Annotated in this window: 20 protein-coding genes; 14 read left to right on the top strand and 6 right to left on the bottom strand. The window is 56.8% G+C overall.

Annotation, left to right across the window (positions count from 1 at the left end; translation table 11 throughout):
- Positions 1-124: 124 nt before the first annotated feature.
- Positions 125-721: a sulfotransferase family 2 domain-containing protein gene (locus TG4357_RS18200; RefSeq protein ID WP_058264471.1), complete on the bottom strand. Its 597-nt coding sequence runs from the start codon at positions 719-721 to the stop codon at positions 125-127.
- A gap of 196 nt (positions 722-917) precedes the next feature.
- Here TG4357_RS18200 and recA point away from each other — a divergent pair, with 196 nt between their 5' ends.
- The 3 genes from recA (at position 918) to TG4357_RS18215 (ending at position 5,144) form a co-directional block, all read left to right on the top strand.
- Complete coding sequence (gene recA / locus TG4357_RS18205) at positions 918-1,988, top strand: recombinase RecA (RefSeq protein ID WP_058264338.1); 1,071 nt, start codon at positions 918-920, stop codon at positions 1,986-1,988.
- 129 nt (positions 1,989-2,117) lie between these two features.
- Entirely contained in the window at positions 2,118-4,766 is a 2,649-nt protein-coding gene (gene alaS, locus TG4357_RS18210) for an alanine--tRNA ligase (protein WP_058264339.1), read from the top strand.
- A 90-nt stretch (positions 4,767-4,856) separates the two neighbouring features.
- Positions 4,857-5,144 (top strand): DUF1330 domain-containing protein, encoded by a 288-nt coding sequence (locus tag TG4357_RS18215; protein ID WP_058264340.1) that lies wholly within the window; start codon positions 4,857-4,859, stop codon positions 5,142-5,144.
- Between the two features lie 114 nt (positions 5,145-5,258).
- Here TG4357_RS18215 and TG4357_RS18220 read toward each other — a convergent pair whose 3' ends face one another.
- The 3 genes from TG4357_RS18220 to ssb form a co-directional block, all read right to left on the bottom strand.
- Entirely contained in the window at positions 5,259-5,840 is a 582-nt protein-coding gene (locus TG4357_RS18220) for a VOC family protein (protein WP_058264341.1), read from the bottom strand.
- A gap of 95 nt (positions 5,841-5,935) precedes the next feature.
- A complete protein-coding gene (typA, locus tag TG4357_RS18225) occupies positions 5,936-7,756 on the bottom strand; it encodes a translational GTPase TypA (RefSeq protein WP_058264342.1) in 1,821 nt (606 codons plus the stop codon).
- Between the two features lie 178 nt (positions 7,757-7,934).
- On the bottom strand, positions 7,935-8,459 hold the full coding sequence (gene ssb / locus TG4357_RS18230; protein WP_058264343.1) for a single-stranded DNA-binding protein: 525 nt from the start codon (positions 8,457-8,459) through the stop codon (positions 7,935-7,937).
- Between the two features lie 211 nt (positions 8,460-8,670).
- On the opposite strand from ssb, the gene TG4357_RS18235 reads away from it, so the two are divergent.
- The 5 genes from TG4357_RS18235 (at position 8,671) to TG4357_RS18255 (ending at position 11,978) form a co-directional block, all read left to right on the top strand.
- The gene (locus TG4357_RS18235; RefSeq protein WP_074646952.1) at positions 8,671-8,934 is read left to right on the top strand and encodes a PepSY domain-containing protein; all 264 of its coding nucleotides are present in this window, start codon (positions 8,671-8,673) and stop codon (positions 8,932-8,934) included.
- Positions 8,935-8,999: 65 nt separating this feature from the next.
- Positions 9,000-9,530, top strand: coding sequence for a cytochrome b/b6 domain-containing protein (locus TG4357_RS18240; RefSeq protein WP_058264472.1), 531 nt, complete (start codon positions 9,000-9,002; stop codon positions 9,528-9,530).
- 38 nt (positions 9,531-9,568) lie between these two features.
- The gene (locus TG4357_RS18245; protein WP_058264345.1) at positions 9,569-10,078 is read left to right on the top strand and encodes a helix-turn-helix transcriptional regulator; all 510 of its coding nucleotides are present in this window, start codon (positions 9,569-9,571) and stop codon (positions 10,076-10,078) included.
- 71 nt (positions 10,079-10,149) lie between these two features.
- Positions 10,150-10,734, top strand: coding sequence for a lytic transglycosylase domain-containing protein (locus tag TG4357_RS18250; RefSeq protein WP_058264346.1), 585 nt, complete (start codon positions 10,150-10,152; stop codon positions 10,732-10,734).
- Positions 10,735-10,835: 101 nt separating this feature from the next.
- Entirely contained in the window at positions 10,836-11,978 is a 1,143-nt protein-coding gene (locus TG4357_RS18255; protein WP_058264347.1) for a cytochrome-c peroxidase, read from the top strand.
- Here TG4357_RS18255 and TG4357_RS18260 read toward each other — a convergent pair.
- Both TG4357_RS18260 and miaA read right to left on the bottom strand, forming a co-directional pair.
- Entirely contained in the window at positions 11,954-12,820 is an 867-nt protein-coding gene (locus tag TG4357_RS18260) for a helix-turn-helix domain-containing protein (protein ID WP_074646954.1), read from the bottom strand. The two genes, TG4357_RS18255 and TG4357_RS18260, sit on opposite strands and share 25 nt — an antisense overlap.
- An 87-nt stretch (positions 12,821-12,907) precedes the next feature.
- Positions 12,908-13,789: a tRNA (adenosine(37)-N6)-dimethylallyltransferase MiaA gene (gene miaA / locus TG4357_RS18265; protein WP_139193633.1), complete on the bottom strand. Its 882-nt coding sequence runs from the start codon at positions 13,787-13,789 to the stop codon at positions 12,908-12,910.
- Positions 13,790-13,928: 139 nt separating this feature from the next.
- Between miaA and pyrH the strand changes: the two genes are divergently transcribed.
- From pyrH to rseP, 6 genes are all read left to right on the top strand, one after another.
- A complete protein-coding gene (pyrH, locus tag TG4357_RS18270) occupies positions 13,929-14,678 on the top strand; it encodes a UMP kinase (RefSeq protein ID WP_058264349.1) in 750 nt (249 codons plus the stop codon).
- Between the two features lie 63 nt (positions 14,679-14,741).
- On the top strand, positions 14,742-15,305 hold the full coding sequence (gene frr / locus TG4357_RS18275) for a ribosome recycling factor (RefSeq protein WP_058264350.1): 564 nt from the start codon (positions 14,742-14,744) through the stop codon (positions 15,303-15,305).
- A gap of 13 nt (positions 15,306-15,318) precedes the next feature.
- Entirely contained in the window at positions 15,319-16,044 is a 726-nt protein-coding gene (gene uppS / locus TG4357_RS18280; RefSeq protein WP_058264351.1) for a polyprenyl diphosphate synthase, read from the top strand.
- Positions 16,041-16,829, top strand: a complete 789-nt coding sequence (locus TG4357_RS18285; RefSeq protein WP_058264352.1) for a phosphatidate cytidylyltransferase — start codon at positions 16,041-16,043, stop codon at positions 16,827-16,829. The genes uppS and TG4357_RS18285 overlap by 4 nt, the downstream gene beginning before the upstream one ends.
- Positions 16,826-17,995 carry a 1-deoxy-D-xylulose-5-phosphate reductoisomerase gene (gene dxr / locus TG4357_RS18290; protein ID WP_058264353.1) on the top strand — a complete coding sequence of 390 codons (1,170 nt, stop codon included), beginning with the start codon at positions 16,826-16,828 and terminating at the stop codon, positions 17,993-17,995. The genes TG4357_RS18285 and dxr overlap by 4 nt, the downstream gene beginning before the upstream one ends.
- 22 nt (positions 17,996-18,017) lie before the next feature.
- A complete protein-coding gene (gene rseP, locus TG4357_RS18295) occupies positions 18,018-19,361 on the top strand; it encodes an RIP metalloprotease RseP (protein ID WP_058264354.1) in 1,344 nt (447 codons plus the stop codon).
- The last annotated feature ends 236 nt before the right edge of the window (positions 19,362-19,597 follow it).

Raw genomic sequence — 19,597 nt, forward strand, 5'->3', positions numbered from 1 at the left:
CTGGTTCAGTTTAAAACGATTTGAAAGCCCGAACACAAGCTGCCTCAAGGCGTTTCTGAGCGTCTTGAGGAGCTGTCGCACGGGCTTGATGCCTCGTGGCGCAGTAAACTCTGCCCGTTTAAGGTCAAGCGCTGATGCTGTTCCACAGTTCGAATTCTTCGCTCCGCGCCTGGCGCAGCTCGGTCTCGACGTCGGTCGACAGCAGCAAGTCCATTTTGGGAGACACGTTTTCACGCGGCAAATCCAGCTTGATCGATAGCCGGTTTTCCAAAAACGCGATCAAACCAGACTGATCTTCATAGCGGAACAGGTGGTCAATCGAAGTCCCGTTGGGGCGTGGTTCGAGAAATTTGGCCTGACTGCCGACATTGGCGAAACCAGGCGGCTTTTCCTGACAATAAGCGCTGACAAAGTCGTCGAAACTGACCTCATGGGTCGAATTCGGTTTGCCTTCCATGAAGGGGCGCTGGCGATATCGGTACCAGCTTCCCAGCCAACTGACCGGTTCGCGCATCACCGCCATGGTTTCCATCTGCGTCTTGCAAGCCTTTTCGAACATTGGTCGGAAAAACCGATTGTAGCGGTAAAGCGGAGCATGTTTCAGTTCAGGCGGATCCAGTACCGTCATCGATGCAAGCGGTGACAGGGCCTTTTCATATGCCGTGGTGCCGGTTTTCGGAACCGAGAGGAAGACTAATTTTTCTTTCCAAAACACCAACATATCGTGATCTTTGCCCATTTTGTTTAAGTCTGTGCGGCCGATTAAACCATTCCTTAACCTAAACGGTCAAACCTGAATATGTCAAAATTGATATTGCAATGTTCTTGTTTTGATCTCATAGATGAATATAAGAACAAGAGAAGAACATTATGGTGATTGCCGCCCCCTTGCGGGTGTGGGATAAGGAACCGGATAAATGGCAATGGCAGATCTACTTTCCATGGATAACAAACGTAACGCGGACAAACAGAAAGCGCTGGATAGCGCTTTGGCCCAGATTGAGCGTCAATTTGGGAAAGGCTCTATCATGAAGCTGGGCGGTGAAAATGCCGTGCAGGAGATCGAGGCGACATCGACCGGATCGTTGGGGTTGGACATTGCGCTTGGTATCGGCGGTCTGCCCAAGGGTCGGATTATTGAAATTTACGGACCGGAAAGTTCGGGCAAGACCACGCTGACGCTGCATTGCGTTGCCGAGGAACAGAAAAAAGGTGGCATCTGCGCTTTTGTTGACGCTGAACATGCGCTCGATCCGCAATATGCCAAGAAACTGGGCGTCAATCTGGATGAGCTGCTGATCAGCCAACCCGATACCGGCGAACAGGCATTGGAAATCGTCGACACGCTGGTGCGCTCGGGCGCGGTCAGCATGGTGGTGGTCGATTCCGTCGCGGCCCTGACGCCGAAATCGGAACTCGAAGGCGATATGGGCGACAGCAGCGTCGGCGTCCAAGCCCGCCTGATGAGCCAGGCAATGCGCAAGCTGACCGGTTCGATCAGCCGATCGAAATGCATGGTTATTTTCATCAATCAGATTCGGATGAAAATCGGCGTGATGTTCGGCAGCCCGGAAACTACCACTGGCGGCAACGCGTTGAAATTCTACAGCTCGGTGCGTCTGGATATCCGTCGGATCGGTGCGATCAAGGACCGGGACGAAGTTGTCGGCAATGCTACCCGCGTCAAGGTGGTCAAGAACAAGGTCGCGCCGCCGTTCAAGCAGGTGGAATTCGACATCATGTATGGTGAAGGCATTTCCAAGACCGGTGAATTGCTGGACTTGGGCGTCAAGGCCGGGGTGGTAGAAAAGTCCGGTGCTTGGTTCAGTTATAATGACGAACGTCTGGGGCAGGGGCGCGAAAATGCCAAGCAATTCCTGAAAGACAACTCGGATGTGGCGCTAGAAATCGAAGACAAGATCCGCGCCGCCAACGGGCTTGAATTCGACATGAAACGCGAAGAAGGCGACGATATCATCGAAGCCTGAGCGTTTCTTGATCGCCGATTACCAAAGGCCGGGTGCGTTCTGCGCGTCCGGCCTTTTACTTGCTGTGGACACGGGGTCGTCAGAGGGATAAATCAGCGTGACCATTGTCTTGCCCGGGAACCCCAACCGATGCCCAGCCTTAACGAAGTCCGTTCGACCTTTCTGAACTATTTCGAAAAACAGGGGCACGAAGTCGTGTCCTCCAGCCCGCTTGTACCGCGAAACGACCCGACATTGATGTTTGTCAATTCCGGTATGGTTCAGTTCAAGAACCTGTTCACCGGGGTCGAACATCGCGATTACAAACGTGCCACAACGGCGCAAAAATGTGTGCGGGCGGGTGGCAAACATAACGATCTGGACAATGTTGGGTACACTGCGCGGCACCACACTTTCTTTGAAATGCTGGGCAATTTCAGTTTTGGCGATTATTTCAAAAACGAAGCGATCCCGTTTGCGTGGAATTTGGTGACCAAAGAATTCGGCATCGATAAGTCGAAGCTGCTGACCACCGTGTATCACACCGATGACGAAGCGTTCGAGATCTGGAAAAAGGTCGGCGTTCCCGAAGACAGGATCATCCGCATCGCCACGTCGGACAACTTCTGGCAGATGGGCCCGACCGGCCCCTGCGGGCCTTGTACCGAGATTTTTTATGATCATGGCGATCATATCTGGGGCGGCCCTCCGGGCAGCCCGGAAGAAGATGGCGACCGCTTTATCGAAATCTGGAACGTCGTGTTCATGCAAAATGAACAATTCGAAGACGGTTCGATGCGGGCATTGGACATGCAATCGATCGATACCGGCATGGGGCTGGAACGGATCGGTGCCTTGTTGCAGGGCAGCCACGATAATTATGACACCGATCTGTTCAAATACTTGATCGAGGCCAGCGCGAATGCGACCAATGTCGACCCTTACGGTGACAAAAACGTGCATCACCGGGTGATTGCTGATCACTTGCGTTCGACCTCCTTCCTGATCGCCGATGGGGTGATGCCAAGCAATGATGGCCGGGGCTATGTTCTGCGCCGGATCATGCGGCGGGCGATGCGGCATGCACACCTGTTGGGGGCAAAGGACCCGGTTATGCACCGGCTCGTTTCGGCGCTGGTGACCCAGATGGGCGCGGCCTATCCCGAACTACGTCAGGCTCAACCGATGATCGAGGAAACGCTGAAACTGGAAGAAACCCGGTTCAAGCAGACGCTGGATCGCGGGCTGAAGCTTCTGGATGATGAAATCGACGGCCTGCCCGAAGGTGCTGCATTGCCCGGTGCAGCGGCGTTCAAGCTGTATGACACGTTTGGTTTCCCGCTCGACCTGACCCAAGACGCGTTACGCGAAAAGGGGCTCAGCGTCGATATTGATGGGTTCGATTCCGCGATGAATGATCAAAAGGCCAAGGCGCGCGCCGCTTGGGCCGGGTCTGGCGAAGCCGCTGACGCGACCATCTGGTTCGACATTGCCGAAAATAAGGGCGTGACCGACTTTCTCGGCTATGACACCGAGGTCGCGGAAGGTCAGGTGATCGCGCTGGTCAAGGACGGGATGCAGGTTGACAAGGTCGGCAAGGGTGACAGCGTACAGATCGCAATGAACCAAACACCTTTCTATGCCGAAAGTGGTGGTCAGGTCGGTGATACCGGGGTGTTGAAGTCCGAAACCGGGACTGTCCGGATCATCGACACAAGAAAAGCCGCCGGTGTCTTCATCCATTTCGGGGAAGTGACCGAAGGCCAGATTTCGCTGAACGAAGGCGCGGTGCTAGAGGTTGATCATGATCGCCGCACCGCGATCCGGGCCAACCATTCTGCTACCCACCTGTTGCACGAAGCCCTGCGCGAATGCTTGGGCGATCACGTCGCGCAGCGCGGCTCGCTCAATGCCCCGGACCGGCTGCGGTTCGATTTTAGCCATGGCAAGGCATTGTCTGATAGCGAGCTGAGCAAGGTCACCGAAGATGTAAATACCTTCATCCGTCAGAACACATCGGTTGAAACCCGGATCATGACCCCGGACGATGCGCGCGAAATCGGGGCGCAGGCCCTTTTCGGCGAAAAATACGGTGACGAGGTGCGGGTGGTCTCGATGGGCCAGGCCGCAACCGGCAAAGGACAGGATGGTCAAACCTATTCTCTCGAACTCTGCGGTGGCACCCATGTGAAACAGACCGGCGATATCGGCATGTGCGTGATCCTTGGCGACAGCGCTTCCAGCGCTGGCGTGCGCCGGATCGAAGCGCTGACCGGGCAGGCGGCGCTGAACTATCTGCACGATCAGGCCGCAACTCTGGCGTCGGTGATGGCATCTCTGAAATCGCAGCCTTCTGAAGTGGCAGACCGGGTCGACGCTCTCTTGTCGGAACGCAAGGCACTCTCCAACGAGGTCGCGCAACTGCGCCGCGAACTGGCCATGGCCGGTGGCGCCGGGCAGGGCGGTGGCGAAGCCAAAGACATCAATGGGGTGAAATTCCTCGCTCAGGTGGTGACCGGTGTGTCGGGCAAAGACCTGCCGGCGCTGATCGACGAACATAAGGACCGGCTCGGGTCCGGCGCGGTGCTGCTGATTGCTGATACCGGCGACAAAGTGGCGGTGGCTGCGGGCGTGACCAAAGACCTGACCGACAAAGTGTCTGCGGTCGATCTGGTCAAGGCGGCGGTTCTCGAATTGGGCGGCAAGGGCGGCGGCGGTCGTCCCGATATGGCACAGGGTGGCGGCAAAGATGCATCGAATGCTGATGCCGCGATCAAGGCGGCCGAGGCGGTCATTTGATTTCGACCGTTTGGTCAAATTCTGATCGACCCCTTTGCCGAAATGCGTATGTTTCGGACGAAAGAGTCGATCAAATCAAAGGAGAAAGAAATGGGCGCACTTTGGATCGCACATGTGACCGTCACCGATGACGAAGCTTACGGCAAATACGCCAAATTGGCGGGCCCCGCGATTGCCAAGCACGGCGGTGAATTCATCGCCCGTGGGGGTCGTTTCGTGCAACTTGAAGGCAAGGAACGGCCGCGCAACGTGGTGGCGCGTTTCCCCGACGTGGATACCGCGGTCGCTTGTTATCACAGCCCGGAATACCAAGAAGCACTTAACCACGCGCGCGGTGCGTCTGAGCGTGAGTTGATGGTCGTCGAAACCACCGACTGAGGCGTTCATCTTGGGTGAAATACTCCGGGGGTGAATGCGCGCCATGCGCGCAGAGGGGGCAGCGCCCCTTCAGCCCGCCCGCGGCAGGCGTGAAAGGGCAACGCCCTTTCTGTTTCAGTATGGGTTCTTTGCTGACCGGTCTTCAGACAGCGATATCTGCCGCCGCGTCACCAGCAATTCGATGGCATCGGCCAGATGCTCTTCTTGGATGTTGTAGTCACCGCGCCCGACACGTAATTTATGCGCCTCGATCATGACATCGGCGTGCGAACACCCCATCGGTGGTTCAAACCGATAACAGGCCAGTTCGATCAGAAACCCCATTGGATCGGTGAAATAGATCGAATCCATGAAACCGCGATCCTTGGCCCCGGAATGTTTGATGCGGCGTTCGTCCAACCGTTTCACCGCCTGAGAAAATGTCGCCTTGCTGACGTTGAGCGCCAGATGATGGACGCAACCGGGATCGGTTGGTGTGCGGCGCGGATCGGGTTTGCGGGTTTCATTGGTAAATACCGTGATCAGACGCCCGTCACCTGGGTCAAAGTAAAGATGGCCTTCGTCCGGGTTGTCCAGATTGGGCTGATCGAAAACGAAGGGCATGCCAAGCAGGCCTTCCCAGAAATCAATCGATGTTTGCCGGTCGGCACCCGTCAGCGTGATATGGTGGATGCCCTGAGACTGCAATTTGCGCATTTGTCCATTCCTCCCCGGCGAACTGTTGTTCAAGCAGTAGCGCAACATCGGGCTTGGGCAAAAGAAAACCCCGGCGCGAAGGCCGGGGTTTTGTATCAGCTATTGGCTTTTGCCATGCGTTTGCGTTCGTGCGGATCCAGATAGCGTTTGCGCAACCGGATCGCGTTCGGGGTGACCTCGACCAATTCGTCGTCGTTGATATAGGCGATGGCCTCTTCCAGCGACAGAGTGATCGGGGTGGTCAGACGGACCGCTTCATCGGTACCCGAGGCCCGCACGTTGGTCAATTTCTTGCCCTTGAGCGGGTTCACTTCCAGATCGTTTTCCCGGCTGTGTTCGCCGATGATCATGCCCTGATACACTTTGGTCTGTGCCCCGAGGAACATCTTGCCACGCTCTTCGAGGTTCCACAGCGCATAGGCCACCGCTTCGCCATCTTCCATAGAAATCAGAACACCGGCACGACGGCCCGGGATCGCGCCCTTGAACGGGGTCCAGCCGTGGAATACCCGGTTCAGCACGCCGGTGCCGCGGGTATCGGTCAGGAATTCGCCGTGATAACCGATCAGACCGCGCGACGGCACATGAGCGATGATCCGGGTCTTGCCGGCGCCAGCCTGACGCATTTCGACCAGTTCGCCCTTGCGGGCACCGGTGATCTTTTCGATCACTGCGCCGGAATATTCATCATCAACATCGACGGTGATTTCTTCGACCGGCTCCATCCGCTGACCGTTTTCTTCACGCATGATCACTTGCGGGCGCGAAATGGATAGTTCAAAACCTTCGCGGCGCATGTTTTCGATCAATACGCCCATCTGCAATTCGCCACGGCCAGACACTTCGAAAGCCTCGCCGCCCGGTGTGTCGGCGATCTTGATGGCGACGTTGGATTCCGCTTCTTTCATCAGACGTTCGCGGATCACCCGGCTTTGCACTTTCTTGCCATCACGGCCGGCCAACGGGCTGTCATTGATACCGAAGGTGACGGTGATGGTCGGCGGATCGATCGGTTGCGCGTCAAGCGCAACGTCGACCGCCAATGCGCAAATCGTGTCGGCCACCGTGGCCTTGGACATGCCCGCGATGGACACGATGTCACCGGCCATGGCTTCTTCGATGTCCTGCATCTGCAGACCGCGGAATGCCTGAATCTTAGTGACGCGGAACTGTTCGATTTTCTGCCCGATCCGGCTGAGCGCCTGAACGGTGGCACCGACCTTAAGCTTGCCGGTTTCGACCCGGCCAGTCAGGATGCGTCCGACAAAGGGATCGGACCCCAATGTGGTGGCCAGCATGCTGAAATCTTCGCCCTGGTGCTTGATCTGCTTCGGCGCCGGCACGTGATTGACGATCAGGTTGTAAAGCGCATGAAGATCCTTGCGTGGCCCATCCAATTCAGGATCGGCCCAGCCATTACGGCCGGAAGCATAAAGATGCGGGAAATCGAGCTGATCCTCGTCGGCACCCAGGCTGGCGAACAGGTCGAAACATTCGTCCAACGCCCGGTCGGGTTCGGCATCGGGTTTGTCGACCTTGTTCAGCACAACGATGGGGCGCAGGCCTAGGGCCAGTGCCTTGGAGGTGACGAATTTGGTTTGCGGCATCGGGCCTTCGGCCGCATCGACCAGCAGCACCACGCCATCGACCATCGACAGAATTCGTTCGACTTCACCGCCGAAATCGGCGTGGCCGGGAGTGTCGACGATGTTGATGCGGGTGTCTTTCCATTCCACTGAAGTCGGCTTGGCGAAAATGGTGATACCGCGTTCGCGTTCCAGATCGTTGCTGTCCATCGCGCGCTCGGCGACGGCCTGATTTTCACGAAAGGCACCCGATTGCTTCAGCAGCTCGTCCACGAGGGTGGTTTTGCCGTGGTCAACGTGGGCGATGATGGCGATGTTGCGCAGATCCATGGGTAGTCCTTGGGTTGTTCGCGGCCCGGCTATACCGGATCGGGTCAAAAGACCAGAGATAAAGGGGCATCGGGGGTGTTTTTCGCATATGCAGCATTGGCTGGGCGCTGCAGGGCTGCCCCAGAACGAAAAAAGCCGCCCCATGTCGGGCGGCTTTCAATTTGGGGTCTGACACAGATCAAAACGGGATTTCATCATCCAGATCGCGCGACGACGTTCCGCCGCCTTGGCCAGACTGGCTATCTTGACCGCCGCCCTGGTTGCCACCGCCGTAATCGTTGCCACCATAGCCGCCGCCGTAGCCACCCTGATCGCCGCCACCATAGCTGCCACCGCCGCCGCCTTCGCCGCCGCGGCTGTCGAGTAGGGTCAGTTCCCCGCGATAGGGGCGCAGCACCACTTCGGTCGAATAGCGGTCCTGACCGGATTGATCTTGCCATTTGCGGGTTTCAAGCTGGCCCTCGATATAGACCTTGGACCCTTTGCGCAGATATTGCTCCGCGATCCGCGCCAAAGGTTCGGAAAAAATCGCCACCGAATGCCATTCGGTACGTTCACGCCGTTCGCCGGTATTGCGGTCTTTCCAGTTTTCCGAGGTCGCAATCCGCAGATTGCAGACTTTGCCGCCATTCTGGAAACTGCGCACTTCGGGGTCACGGCCCAGATTGCCCACCAGAATTACCTTATTTACCGATCCGGCCATTTTTTTTCTCCCCGTCGAGTCGTTTGAGCAATGCTTACACCACGCCCTGAAGGAAAGGTAAAGTTTTCCAGAAAACGGCGCCAACAGGGATAAACCGCAGTTATAGAGCGGTGAAAAGGGCGAATTCAGCATCGCGGTCCAATGGTTTTCTTCAGCTTTGTTCTTCATCCCCAAATGGGAAGCGAACGTCGCCAAAAAGGGAGATTTCGAAATGAAACACGCTGTGAATGCGCTTGGCTTTGGTTTGGTCATGACCTTGAGCACCCTGCCGGTGCTGGCATCCGAAGGCTGGGTGGCTCTCACACCAGAAATCCGTGCCCGAATTGTCGAGAAACTGACGAACGAAGGTTTCGAGGTGCGCAAGATCAAGGTCGAAGATGGCTCTTACGAAGCCTATGCGCTGAAAGATGGCAAGAAGCTGGAAATTTATCTGGATGGCGCGCTGCAAGTGATGACCACCAAAGGCGACGATTGATGGGAACATGGCTGGCACCGCGTTGCAACGGTGCCCGTGCCTATCTTACAGAAAGGGGAAGATACGTGAAAAATTGCAAAGTCTGGGATTCGGTTGTCCGCCTGACGCATTGGGGCGTCGCGCTTGGAATCGTTTTGAACGGAGTGGTCATCAATGATGAAAGCAAGCTTCATACCCGCATCGGCTATACCGTTATAGCACTGGTGGTGTTGCGGCTGATCTGGGGGCTGATCGGCAGTCACCATGCCCGATTTGCCGATTTTCCGCCAGATCCGGCCGCGTCAATGGATCAATTGTCCGACATGGTCAGCGGTCGCAAACACATCCATCTGGGCCATACGCCGCTTGGGGCGTTGATGATCTATAACCTTTGGGCGTCAATCCTGATGATTGGTCTGTCGGGTTACATGATGACCACCATTAGATTTTGGGGCGTTGAATGGGTCGAAGGAATGCACGAAATCTTTGCCAATTGGGTCTATTTTTCGGCGCTGCTTCATGTTGTCGCGGTCATATTGGAAAGCCGCAGAATCGGGGTTAACCTGCCATTGGCGATGGTGACCGGTGTCAAATCCGTGCAGAGCAAGAAGGTATAACAGCTTTGAAATCTGGTAATCCCATATTGCGGGCAGGCATGGGTCTGGGTTTTCTGATCCTGGCCCAGAGCTTTGCAGCGTTCTTTTTCCTGTCCGATATCTTTTTTGATTTCATCAAGCAGGGCAGTCAAATTTTCAGCTCCGGCGATACCGGTCATCTGATCTTGGAAGTGGCCGCAGCGCTGACGCTTATCCTGTCGGTGGTGTTTGAAACCCGCTATCTCATCCGGTTGCTGTTGCGGCAGGAACAATTGACCCGGGGCATGCAGATTGCTTCGGGGGCGCTGCATGATCTGATGCTGGCCTATTACGAAGACTGGCGGCTGACGCCATCCGAACAAGATGTCGCCGGATTTGCGATCAAGGGCGCATCCATCGCCGAAATCGCTGAATTGCGCGGCACAGCACAAGGAACGATCAAGGCCCATCTCAATGCAATTTACCGCAAAGCGGGGGTCTCAGGCCGGGGCGAATTGATCAGTCTTTTGATCGAAGATCTGATGTCAGTGCCATTGTTGCAGGGCGATGGTGCGCAATCGATTGCCTAATCCGAGGGGGAGGCTGGAAATTTGCGCTGTGTCGCGTATAGTAAGCACGGACATCGAAGTGAGTGACGATAATGCGGATAGTTTGGGCATTGGGAATGGCGATGGCTTTGGTCGCTGGCGAAGGCGCAGAGGCTGATATTTTTTCCTCCAAATCGCGGACAAAACTATTCAAATCTCATACCAAGGTTTTGGACAACCGTGCAGCCAGCCAATACAGGAATTCCGTGCGTCTGAAACCGGCTACGGTGCATACGCCGACCAAATGGGGCAGCGCGGGTTTCAGCGGCAAATATAAAGGGCCTTATCTGGATATGGCCCGTTCAGCGGCGTCGCGCCATGGTGTACCCGAAGATTTGTTTTTGCGTCTTGTTCAGCAGGAATCCGGGTTTAATTCCCGCGCAAAATCGCCCAAGGGCGCGCTTGGGCTGGCGCAGCTCATGCCACAGACCGCTCGTACCCTGGGGGTCGATCCACATGATCCATCCGAAAATCTTGAAGGTGGTGCGCGGTATCTGGCGCAACAATATCGGCGGTTCGGGTCATGGCGATTGGCGCTGGCCGCGTATAACGCTGGACCCGAAGCCGTTGAAAAATATGGCGGTGTGCCACCGTATCAGGAAACCCGGAATTACGTAAAAGTCATCTGGGGCAGCTAGTCTTTTAAATCCTATTTAATTTGTCAGGTACTTGTGCGATACAAATCAGAATCGCGCAAACTTCGGGTGTCGCGGGTACGAAACGTACGCAAAGGTAACCCATGCCAACGCTTGGAAATTTGAGTGTCGGAACCGCAATTCTGGCGGCGCTTTCGACCGTGTCGACCATCGCCGCAGAACCTGCTTTCAGGACCAAGGTCGCTTTGGGGGAAGCAATGTTCTTCGACATGGAGCTGTCGAAGAACCGAAGTCAGGCCTGTGCCAGCTGTCACCAGCCGGAATATGGCTTTGCTGATGGGCGTGGTGCGGTATCGGTCGGCGATGATGGGATTTCTCTTGGGGACCGCAATGCACCGACAGCCAGTTATGCCGCCTTTTCACCGCGATTTCATCAGCGCGAGGATGGGGCTTGGGTCGGTGGTCAGTTTTTGGACGGACGCGAACCGGATCTGGCCGGGCAGGCGGGCGGTCCGCCGCTCAATCCGGTGGAAATGGGAATGCCGGACAAGGCAAGCGTGGTGATGCGACTTCAAGAAAACCCTGACTATGTCATGTCGATGCGGGTGCTGTTTTCTGATGATATCTTTGATGATACCGACCGCGCCTTTGCGGCAATGACCGAAAGCATCGCGGCATTCGAACGGACCGATTTCTTTACCCCGTTCGATTCCAAATACGACCGTTTCTTGCGCGGTGAGGTGGCGTTGACCCCGCAAGAAGACCTTGGCCGTCTGCTGTTTTTTTCCGAACAGTTCACCAACTGCAACCAGTGCCATCAGTTGAACGCCAGTCCGGTATCGCGGTCCGAGACCTTCACCAACTATGAATATCACAATATCGGTGTGCCGGTGAATGTCGCGGTACGGTCCGAAAACGGGCTGGGTGCGGATCACGTTGATCGCGGATTGTTGGATAATCCGGCAGTAGACGATCCAAGCGAAGCGGGTAAATTCAAGGTGCCGACCCTGCGCAATGTCGCGGTGACCGGGCCGTATATGCATAATGGTGTGTTCTCTGACCTGCGCACCGTGGTGCTGTTCTACAACAAATACAATTCCAAGGCTGCCAAGCGTCAGATCAACCCGGAAACTGGTCAGCTTTGGGCGCTTCCGGAAGTGGACGGTACCTTGTCGATGGAACAATTGACCCATGGCCCGGCGCTGGAAGATGATCGGATCGATGCGTTGGTGGCGTTTTTGAAGACGCTGACCGATGCGCGCTACGAAGATTTTCTTGAGGACTGAAGTAACGCATGTGCCGTCAGGCTATGATGTTGACCTGGTTGCTTTGAGCCGTTGCGCAAATCACGGGGCGATCGTCCGGTATGGTTCTGAATGAAGCGGGAAAAATAAGCGGCGCTGCCAAATCCCAGCTGGTCGGCGATGTCCTTGAGTGGGGTATCTGTGGTTTCGATCAGATCGCGTGCGGCATACAGGCTGCGCTGTGCCAGAATATCGGCTGCGGTGAGCCCTAAACAGTCCTTACAACTGCGGGACAGGTGGGTCGGGGTGACTCCCAAGATCCGGGCGAAATCGGCCATCGTCATGACATCGGCAAAGTGTTTTCTGACCAGTGCAGAGAAGGCGTTGACCAGGCGCTGCGCCCCGGACATGCGCTGTGGTTCCGGCAATGCATCAATACGGCGGCGCAGGCTGACCGATAACAGCGCCGCATATGCGCGGCAGGCATCTTCGTGAAACGGTTGGTCCGACTGGGCCTCTTTGTGGATCGCATCCAATGCGCCGGTGATTTCGGCCTGTTCCTGCACGCTTCGCAGCTGTAGCACCTGCGGGGCGTCGGGCAACTTGGCCTCGGTCACCCAAGCGGGGTCCAGCGCCAGCACCAAACCAGCACCAGTGCGGCCCAGATCAAGCGAAAATAATGTACCGGAAGGCACGATGATGGCGCAATGCACACCGATCCCGCGTTTGCGACCGTTCAAAGCCGCCAGCGCTTGGCCCTTGGTGGTCCAGATCAACCGATAATCGGAAACGTCATGCAACAGTGACAGCCGCCAAGGTGCGCCACGAATAAAACGGGCGGTGGTATCCAGTGAAATTCTGGTGGCGTTTGGATCAAGTGTCATTGATGCACATAACGGTTTGCGGTGCGTGAACAGACGGTTGCCCCATAGTTTGTCAGAATGTTGAAATATGTAAAGGATTTCCGCCAATCAGGGGTTGGCGGGGTCGAATTTAGTCCAATATTTCATCTTCGACCGGAACCAGGTGCGTTGCCGTTTGGCGAATTGGCGGGTGGCGATGGTGGCCGCTTCGCGGGCTTCATTCAGCGTCAGGTCACCCTTGATATAGGCGATCAGTTCGGGCGCGCCAATGGCTTTGGATGACAACCGGCTGGGATCCCAGTCGGCCAGATTGTTCCGGGCTTCGTCAAGCGCGCCTTGCTCCAGCATCTGGTCGAAACGCCGGGCAATCCGGGCGTTTAACCAGTCCTTGCTCACGTCGAACAGGATCGGCGTTGCGTCACACAAGGGCAACAGAGGTGGCGGAGTGTCGTCCTGCCACGTGGCGATACCGCGCCCGGTGCTGCGCAGCACTTCCCAAGCACGCTGCACCCGCATCGGATTGAGTTCATCAATCCGCGCGCGGCTTGCGGGATCAAGTTCGGCCAGCAATGCTTCGCGCCCGTCTTGCGTCATGCGGGCATCGGCTTCGGCGCGGATCGCGGACGGGGTGGCGGGAATATCGGCCAGACCTTCGGTCAGGGCCGTAAAATAAAGCCCGGTGCCGCCAACGATGATTGGACGGGGATCACTTTCCAAAATCTGTGCGACTTCTCGCAGCCAATGTCCGACCGAATAATCGGCCTGAGCCGGAACATGGCCATAAAGCCGATGCGCCAGCTCGGCTTCTTCTTCACTATTGGGACGGGCGGTCAGAATTCGCCAGTTGCTATAAACCTGAATTGCATCGGCGTTGACGATGGCGCCACCATGCCGCCGCGCGATATCCAGCGCCAGGGCGGATTTGCCCGAAGCGGTGGGCCCGGCAATCAGCACCGGACGGTCGGCAGGGATGTCATCGATTGAAATCATGAGGGGGAGATACAGCCAATCCTTGGTTTTTTTAAGAGGGAAGCCGCGAATTCTGCTATTCACCGCATCTGTCATTGAACCCGGCGGCGATTTCCGACATTTTGCGGCCAATTCCAAGACCTGAAAAACGGAGCACATAATGGCCGCCGATGCCGAACCCCTCTCGCCCCCGGTTCCTGAAGCTAAATTCAAACGGGTGATGCTGAAAATTTCGGGCGAGGCGCTGATGGGTCCGCAGGGATTCGGGCTGCACCCACCGACCGTCGAACGGATCGCGCGCGAGGTCAAATCAGTCCATGACCTAGGCGTTGAAATCTGCATGGTCATTGGCGGCGGCAATATTTTCCGCGGGCTGCAGGGATCGGCGCAGGGGATGGAACGTACCACCGCCGATTACATGGGGATGTTGGCGACGGTGATGAACGCGCTGGCGATGCAATCGTCTCTCGAAGCCATGGGCGTGTTTACCCGGGTGATCAGTGCCATTCCGATGGATCAGGTTTGCGAACCCTATATCCGCCGCCGCGCGGTGCGCCATCTGGAAAAGAAACGGGTCTGCATCTTTGCCGCAGGGACCGGCAATCCCTATTTCACCACCGACACGGCTGCTACGCTGCGCGCCAACGAAATGGCCTGCCAGGCGATTTTCAAGGGCACCAAGGTGGACGGGGTCTATGACAAGGACCCGGTGAAATACCCCGATGCCAAACGATTCGAACGAGTCAGCTATGACGAAGTTCTGGCCCAGCATCTGGGCGTCATGGACGCTTCGGCGATTGCTTTGGCGCGCGACAACAACGTGCCGATCATTGTTTTCAGCCTGGATGAACCCGACGGGTTCCGGGGCATTCTGGCCGGGCAAGGCACCTATACAACGGTTCACGGTTAAGGCTAGTCTGACGCAGGCCGGACAAAACGGCAGGCGTGCGCTACCCAGATAAGGAAAAGCAAGATGTCCGAAGATTTCATGATTGATACCGATGACCTTGAGCGCCGGATGCAGGGGGCCATGGGCGCTCTGAAAACCGAATTCGCGTCGTTGCGGACCGGGCGTGCCTCGTCTTCGATGTTGGAACCGGTGATGGTCGAAGCTTATGGCCAGAGAACCCCGATCAATCAGGTTGGTACGATCAACGTGCCCGAACCTCGTATGGTTACCATCAATGTCTGGGACAAATCGATGGTGGGCGCGGTGGAAAAGGCAATCCGCAACAGTGGTTTGGGCATCAACCCGCAACTGAACGGCACGATCATCATGCTGCCGATCCCGGAATTGAACGAAGAACGCCGCCGTGATCTGACCCGTGTAGCCGCGCAATATGCCGAAAGCGCCCGGGTAGCGATCCGCAATGTGCGTCGCGACGGGATGGATCAAGTGAAAAAAGCGAAAGCTGACGGCATGTCGGAAGACGACCAGAAATTCTGGGAAACCGAAGTGCAGGATCTGACTAACAAATACATTTCCAATGTCGATCAGGCGCTTGAAGGCAAACAAGCCGAGATCATGCAGGTCTGATCGGATTGATTTGATGCTCAATAAACCCGCCTCCGAAACCGGTCCGCGCCATGTGGCCATCATCATGGATGGCAATGGTCGCTGGGCGCAGGCACGGGGGCGACCGCGGTTGTTCGGGCACCATGCCGGGGCCCGAAGGGTGCGCGAAATCGTCGAAGCCTGCCCCGATCTGAGGGTGAAATACGTCACCATCTTTGCTTTCTCGACCGAGAACTGGAAACGAACCCAAGTCGAAGTGGCCGGGTTGATGAGCCTGTTTCGTCGCTATATCACCAAGGAAGCCAAGGCGCTGCACGACGAAGGTGTACGGGTGCGGTTCATCGGTGACAGGGTGCGGCTGGATAAAAAGCTGATCGCCATGATGGACGAACTGGAGCTGTTGACCGCTGAAAATGATCGGGTGCATCTGACCATTGCGCTCAATTATGGCGGTCGGGACGAAGTCGCCCGCGCAACCAAGCGATTGGCGCAGGATGTAGCCGCAGGCAAACTCAATCCCGAAGAAGTGGATGAAGAAACCCTGCCTAGATACCTCGACACTTGCGTTTTGCCGGATCCGGATTTGGTGATCCGTACCAGCGGTGAAGCGCGGATTTCCAATTTTCTGCTGTGGCAGTCGGCTTATGCAGAATATGAATTTATCGATACGCTTTGGCCCGATTTCAGCCGGGACATCTTTGCCGATCTGGTTAAAAAATATGGGGCCCGGGATCGACGGTTCGGTGCGGTCAAGGCATGAGTGCGGATTCGAAATGGAATGATCTGATACCGCGCGTTCTGTCGGCGTTGGTGATGGTTGTTGTCGGTGTCGCAGCGATTTGGGCCGGGGGCACGATATTCATTGCGTTGATAGCGGTGCTGGCCGGCCTGATGATCTGGGAATTGATGCGGATGCTGGAGCCAGAGAATGGCGCGTCGCGGATATGGATGGCGCTGCTGACCACCGCTGCCATCGCGGCGGTTTCGTTCTTGCCGCCACCTGCGCGGCTGCCGGTTGTCTTGGCCCCGGTTCTGGTCGGTCTGTCATCGGTTCGCAGCCATCGCGCGATCTGGCTGGCTTATGGCGTGGTTGTGATGCTGGGGGCCTTTAGCGCCCTTAATTTGCGCGCGGGAGGGCCGATTTGGATTGTCTGGCTGGTCTCTGTCGTGGCCGTTTGCGACATTGCCGGTTATTTTGCCGGGCGCGTTCTGGGCGGGCCTAAATTCTGGCCTCGGGTCAGTCCGAAAAAAACTTGGTCCGGAACCATCGCGGGATGGATCGGTGCGGCGCTGGTTGGGACATGGTTCATGACTCAAAGCCCCGCCGGCCCGGAATTGGTGTTTGTCAGCGTCATCATGGCGTTTGCGTCGCAACTGGGCGATGTTGCCGAAAGTGCCATCAAGCGGACGGTCGGGATTAAGGACAGTTCCAATCTGATTCCGGGCCATGGCGGGGTGCTTGACCGGTTCGACGCCATGCTGGGTGCGCTGTTGCTGGCGCTGTTCGCCGGGTTTTTCACAAGCTTCTTGCCGGGTGTCGGATGAGACGGGTTTCTATCTTTGGCGCCACCGGGTCGATAGGTCAAAACACCATCGATCTGATCGCCCGTGCGCCCGAAACCTATGACGTCGTGGCGTTGTCGGGCGGGCGGAACATCGTGCAACTTGCACGGGATGCGCACGATTTGCGCGCCGAGGTGGCAGTGACCGCCTTTCCCGAACTGTTGCCCGACCTGCGGGATGCGTTGGCCGGATCTGGGATCGAAGCAGCAGCAGGGCAGGCGGCATTGCTGGAAGCGGCCGAGCGGCCCGCTGACTGGGTGATGTCGGCGATCGTCGGCGTCGCAGGATTGGCACCGGGATTGAAAGCACTGGAACAAGGCGCGACGCTGGCGCTTGCCAACAAGGAATCTTTGGTCGCGGCCGGACCCTTGTTGATGGAAACCGCGCGCCGCCATAATGCCCGTGTACTGCCGGTAGACAGCGAACATTCCGCGATTTTCCAAGGGCTTGTTGGGGAAGATATTGATGCCGTCGAACGCATCATCATCACCGCTAGCGGTGGCGCGTTCCGCGATTGGCCACTGGACAAACTGGCGGCGGCGACGCTGACCGAAGCGTCCAGCCATCCGAATTGGGATATGGGCCAAAGGATCACGATCGACAGCGCTTCGATGTTCAACAAGGCGTTGGAAGTCATTGAAGTTAAGGAATATTTCGGCGTCAATCCTGATCAGATAGAGGTGCTGGTGCATCCTGAATCTTTAGTTCATGCGCTGGTTGGGTTCAATGATGGGGCGCTGATGGCCCATCTGGGCGCACCGGATATGCGCCATGCCATCGGTTATGCTCTGCACTGGCCAGAACGCAAGCGGTTGCCAGTCGACCGGTTGAATCTGGCCAAGATCGGGCAGTTGAATTTCCGTTCTCCCGACCCGGCACGCTATCCGGCGCTGCGGCTGGCTTGGGAAGTGATGGAAACCGGCGGTTTGGCAGGGGCGGCGTTCAACGCGGCCAAGGAACGAGCGTTGGACTTTTTCATCGCGGGACACATTGGTTTTTTGGACATGGCACGAATCGTGGAACAGGTGCTGTCGGAAATATCCTCGGACGCGGTCCTGCTGCGGGCGGATGTCACCCTTGATAACGTCGCCCGGATCGACCAAATGTCCCGTAAGAGTGCTGACCGGTTGATCCGGGAACGCGCGTAGAGCAATATAAAGAGGCAAGAGCTTGGACATTATTTCGCAGATCCCCATCTTTGGCGGCGCGCTTTCGACCTTGCTGGCCTTTGTCGCGGCTTTGTCGGTGATCGTGGCGGTGCATGAATATGGCCATTACATCGTAGGGCGCTGGTCCGGTATCAAGGCCGAGGTGTTTTCGCTGGGGTTTGGTCCGGTGTTGTTTTCGCGCGTGGACAAACGCGGCACCCGTTGGCAGCTCGCGCTTTTGCCGTTTGGTGGATATGTCAAATTCCTAGGTGATGCCAACGCGGCTTCGGTTGGCGGTGATGACGCGGTGCTGAACGAAATCGGTGCTGATCAATCGCGCAGTACCATGTTAGGAGCGCCATTATGGGCGCGCACGGCAACGGTCGCTGCCGGGCCGGTGTTCAATTTCATCCTGTCGATAACCGTTTTCACGCTGATTGGGTTCAGCAACGGGATGGTCAAGGATCCGCTGACCGTTGGCGATCTGCATCCCATGCCTGAAGTTGTTGCGCTGCAGCCGGGTGATGAATTGGTATCAATCGCCGGGCTTGACGTACCGTCTTATAATGACGCGACCTTTGCGGATTTCCTCGACGCCTTGCCGTTGCAGCGTCAGCTTGACTATGTTGTGCGCCGCGATGGCGGTCTGGTCGAAATTTCGGCACCCTATCCGATGCCCGCAGCGATCCGTCAGCTGGCACCGCGCTCTGCGGCCTATGAAATCGACCTCAAGGTCGGGGATGTGATCACCAGTGTGGACGGTGAACCGGTTTTTGCGTTTTCGCAATTGAAAGACGCGGTCGAAACCGGTGATGGCAAAGCTTTGGCCCTGACCGTCTGGCGCGCGGGGGAAACATTGGACTTTACCCTTTCACCGCGTCGGGTAGATGAACCGCAGCTTGATGGTAGTTTTCAAACGAATTGGCGTATCGGGATTGTCGGCGCAACGCTGATGGAGCCGGCGACCGAGTTGCCAGGGATCGGCGATGCGGTGCTGAACGGGATTTCGCTGACCTGGGATATCGTGCGCAGTTCGCTGTCGGGCCTCTATCACATCATCACCGGTGCCATCAGCACCTGCAATATGTCCGGTCCTTTGGGGATCGCCGAGGTATCGGGCGCGATGGCCAGCCAAGGTGCGCAGAGCTTCGTCTATTTCATTGGTGTTTTGTCTGCTGCCGTGGGGCTGTTGAACCTGTTCCCGATCCCGATTCTCGATGGGGGGCATCTGGCTTTCTATGGCTATGAGGCGATCAGCGGCCGCCCGCCCAGCGAACGAGCGTTGAACATCATGATGCGGGCCGGGTTGGCGCTGATCCTTGGGTTGATGCTGTTTGCGCTGACCAACGATATTTTCTGTCCCTGATCCGGAGGGATTTGCCACTATTCCGTTTTTGCGGGGAGGCTTGCCCAATTGCTGCCGTATTTTTGCGGTAAGCAGATCCTGCAGGGGCGATTGTAGCGCCCCATCCACCGAGAACACGGAGCAGTGTGATGAATACTTTTCACAACGGATATCGGGGCCTCAGTCTTGTTCTGCTACTGAATTGGGACCGGATTTTGGTCCTTTCGGCGATTGCAATCGCATTGACAGCGACGGCA

The sequence above is a fragment of the Thalassovita gelatinovora genome, assembly GCF_001458355.1.
Taxonomy (GTDB): Bacteria; Pseudomonadota; Alphaproteobacteria; order Rhodobacterales; family Rhodobacteraceae; genus Thalassobius; species Thalassobius gelatinovorus.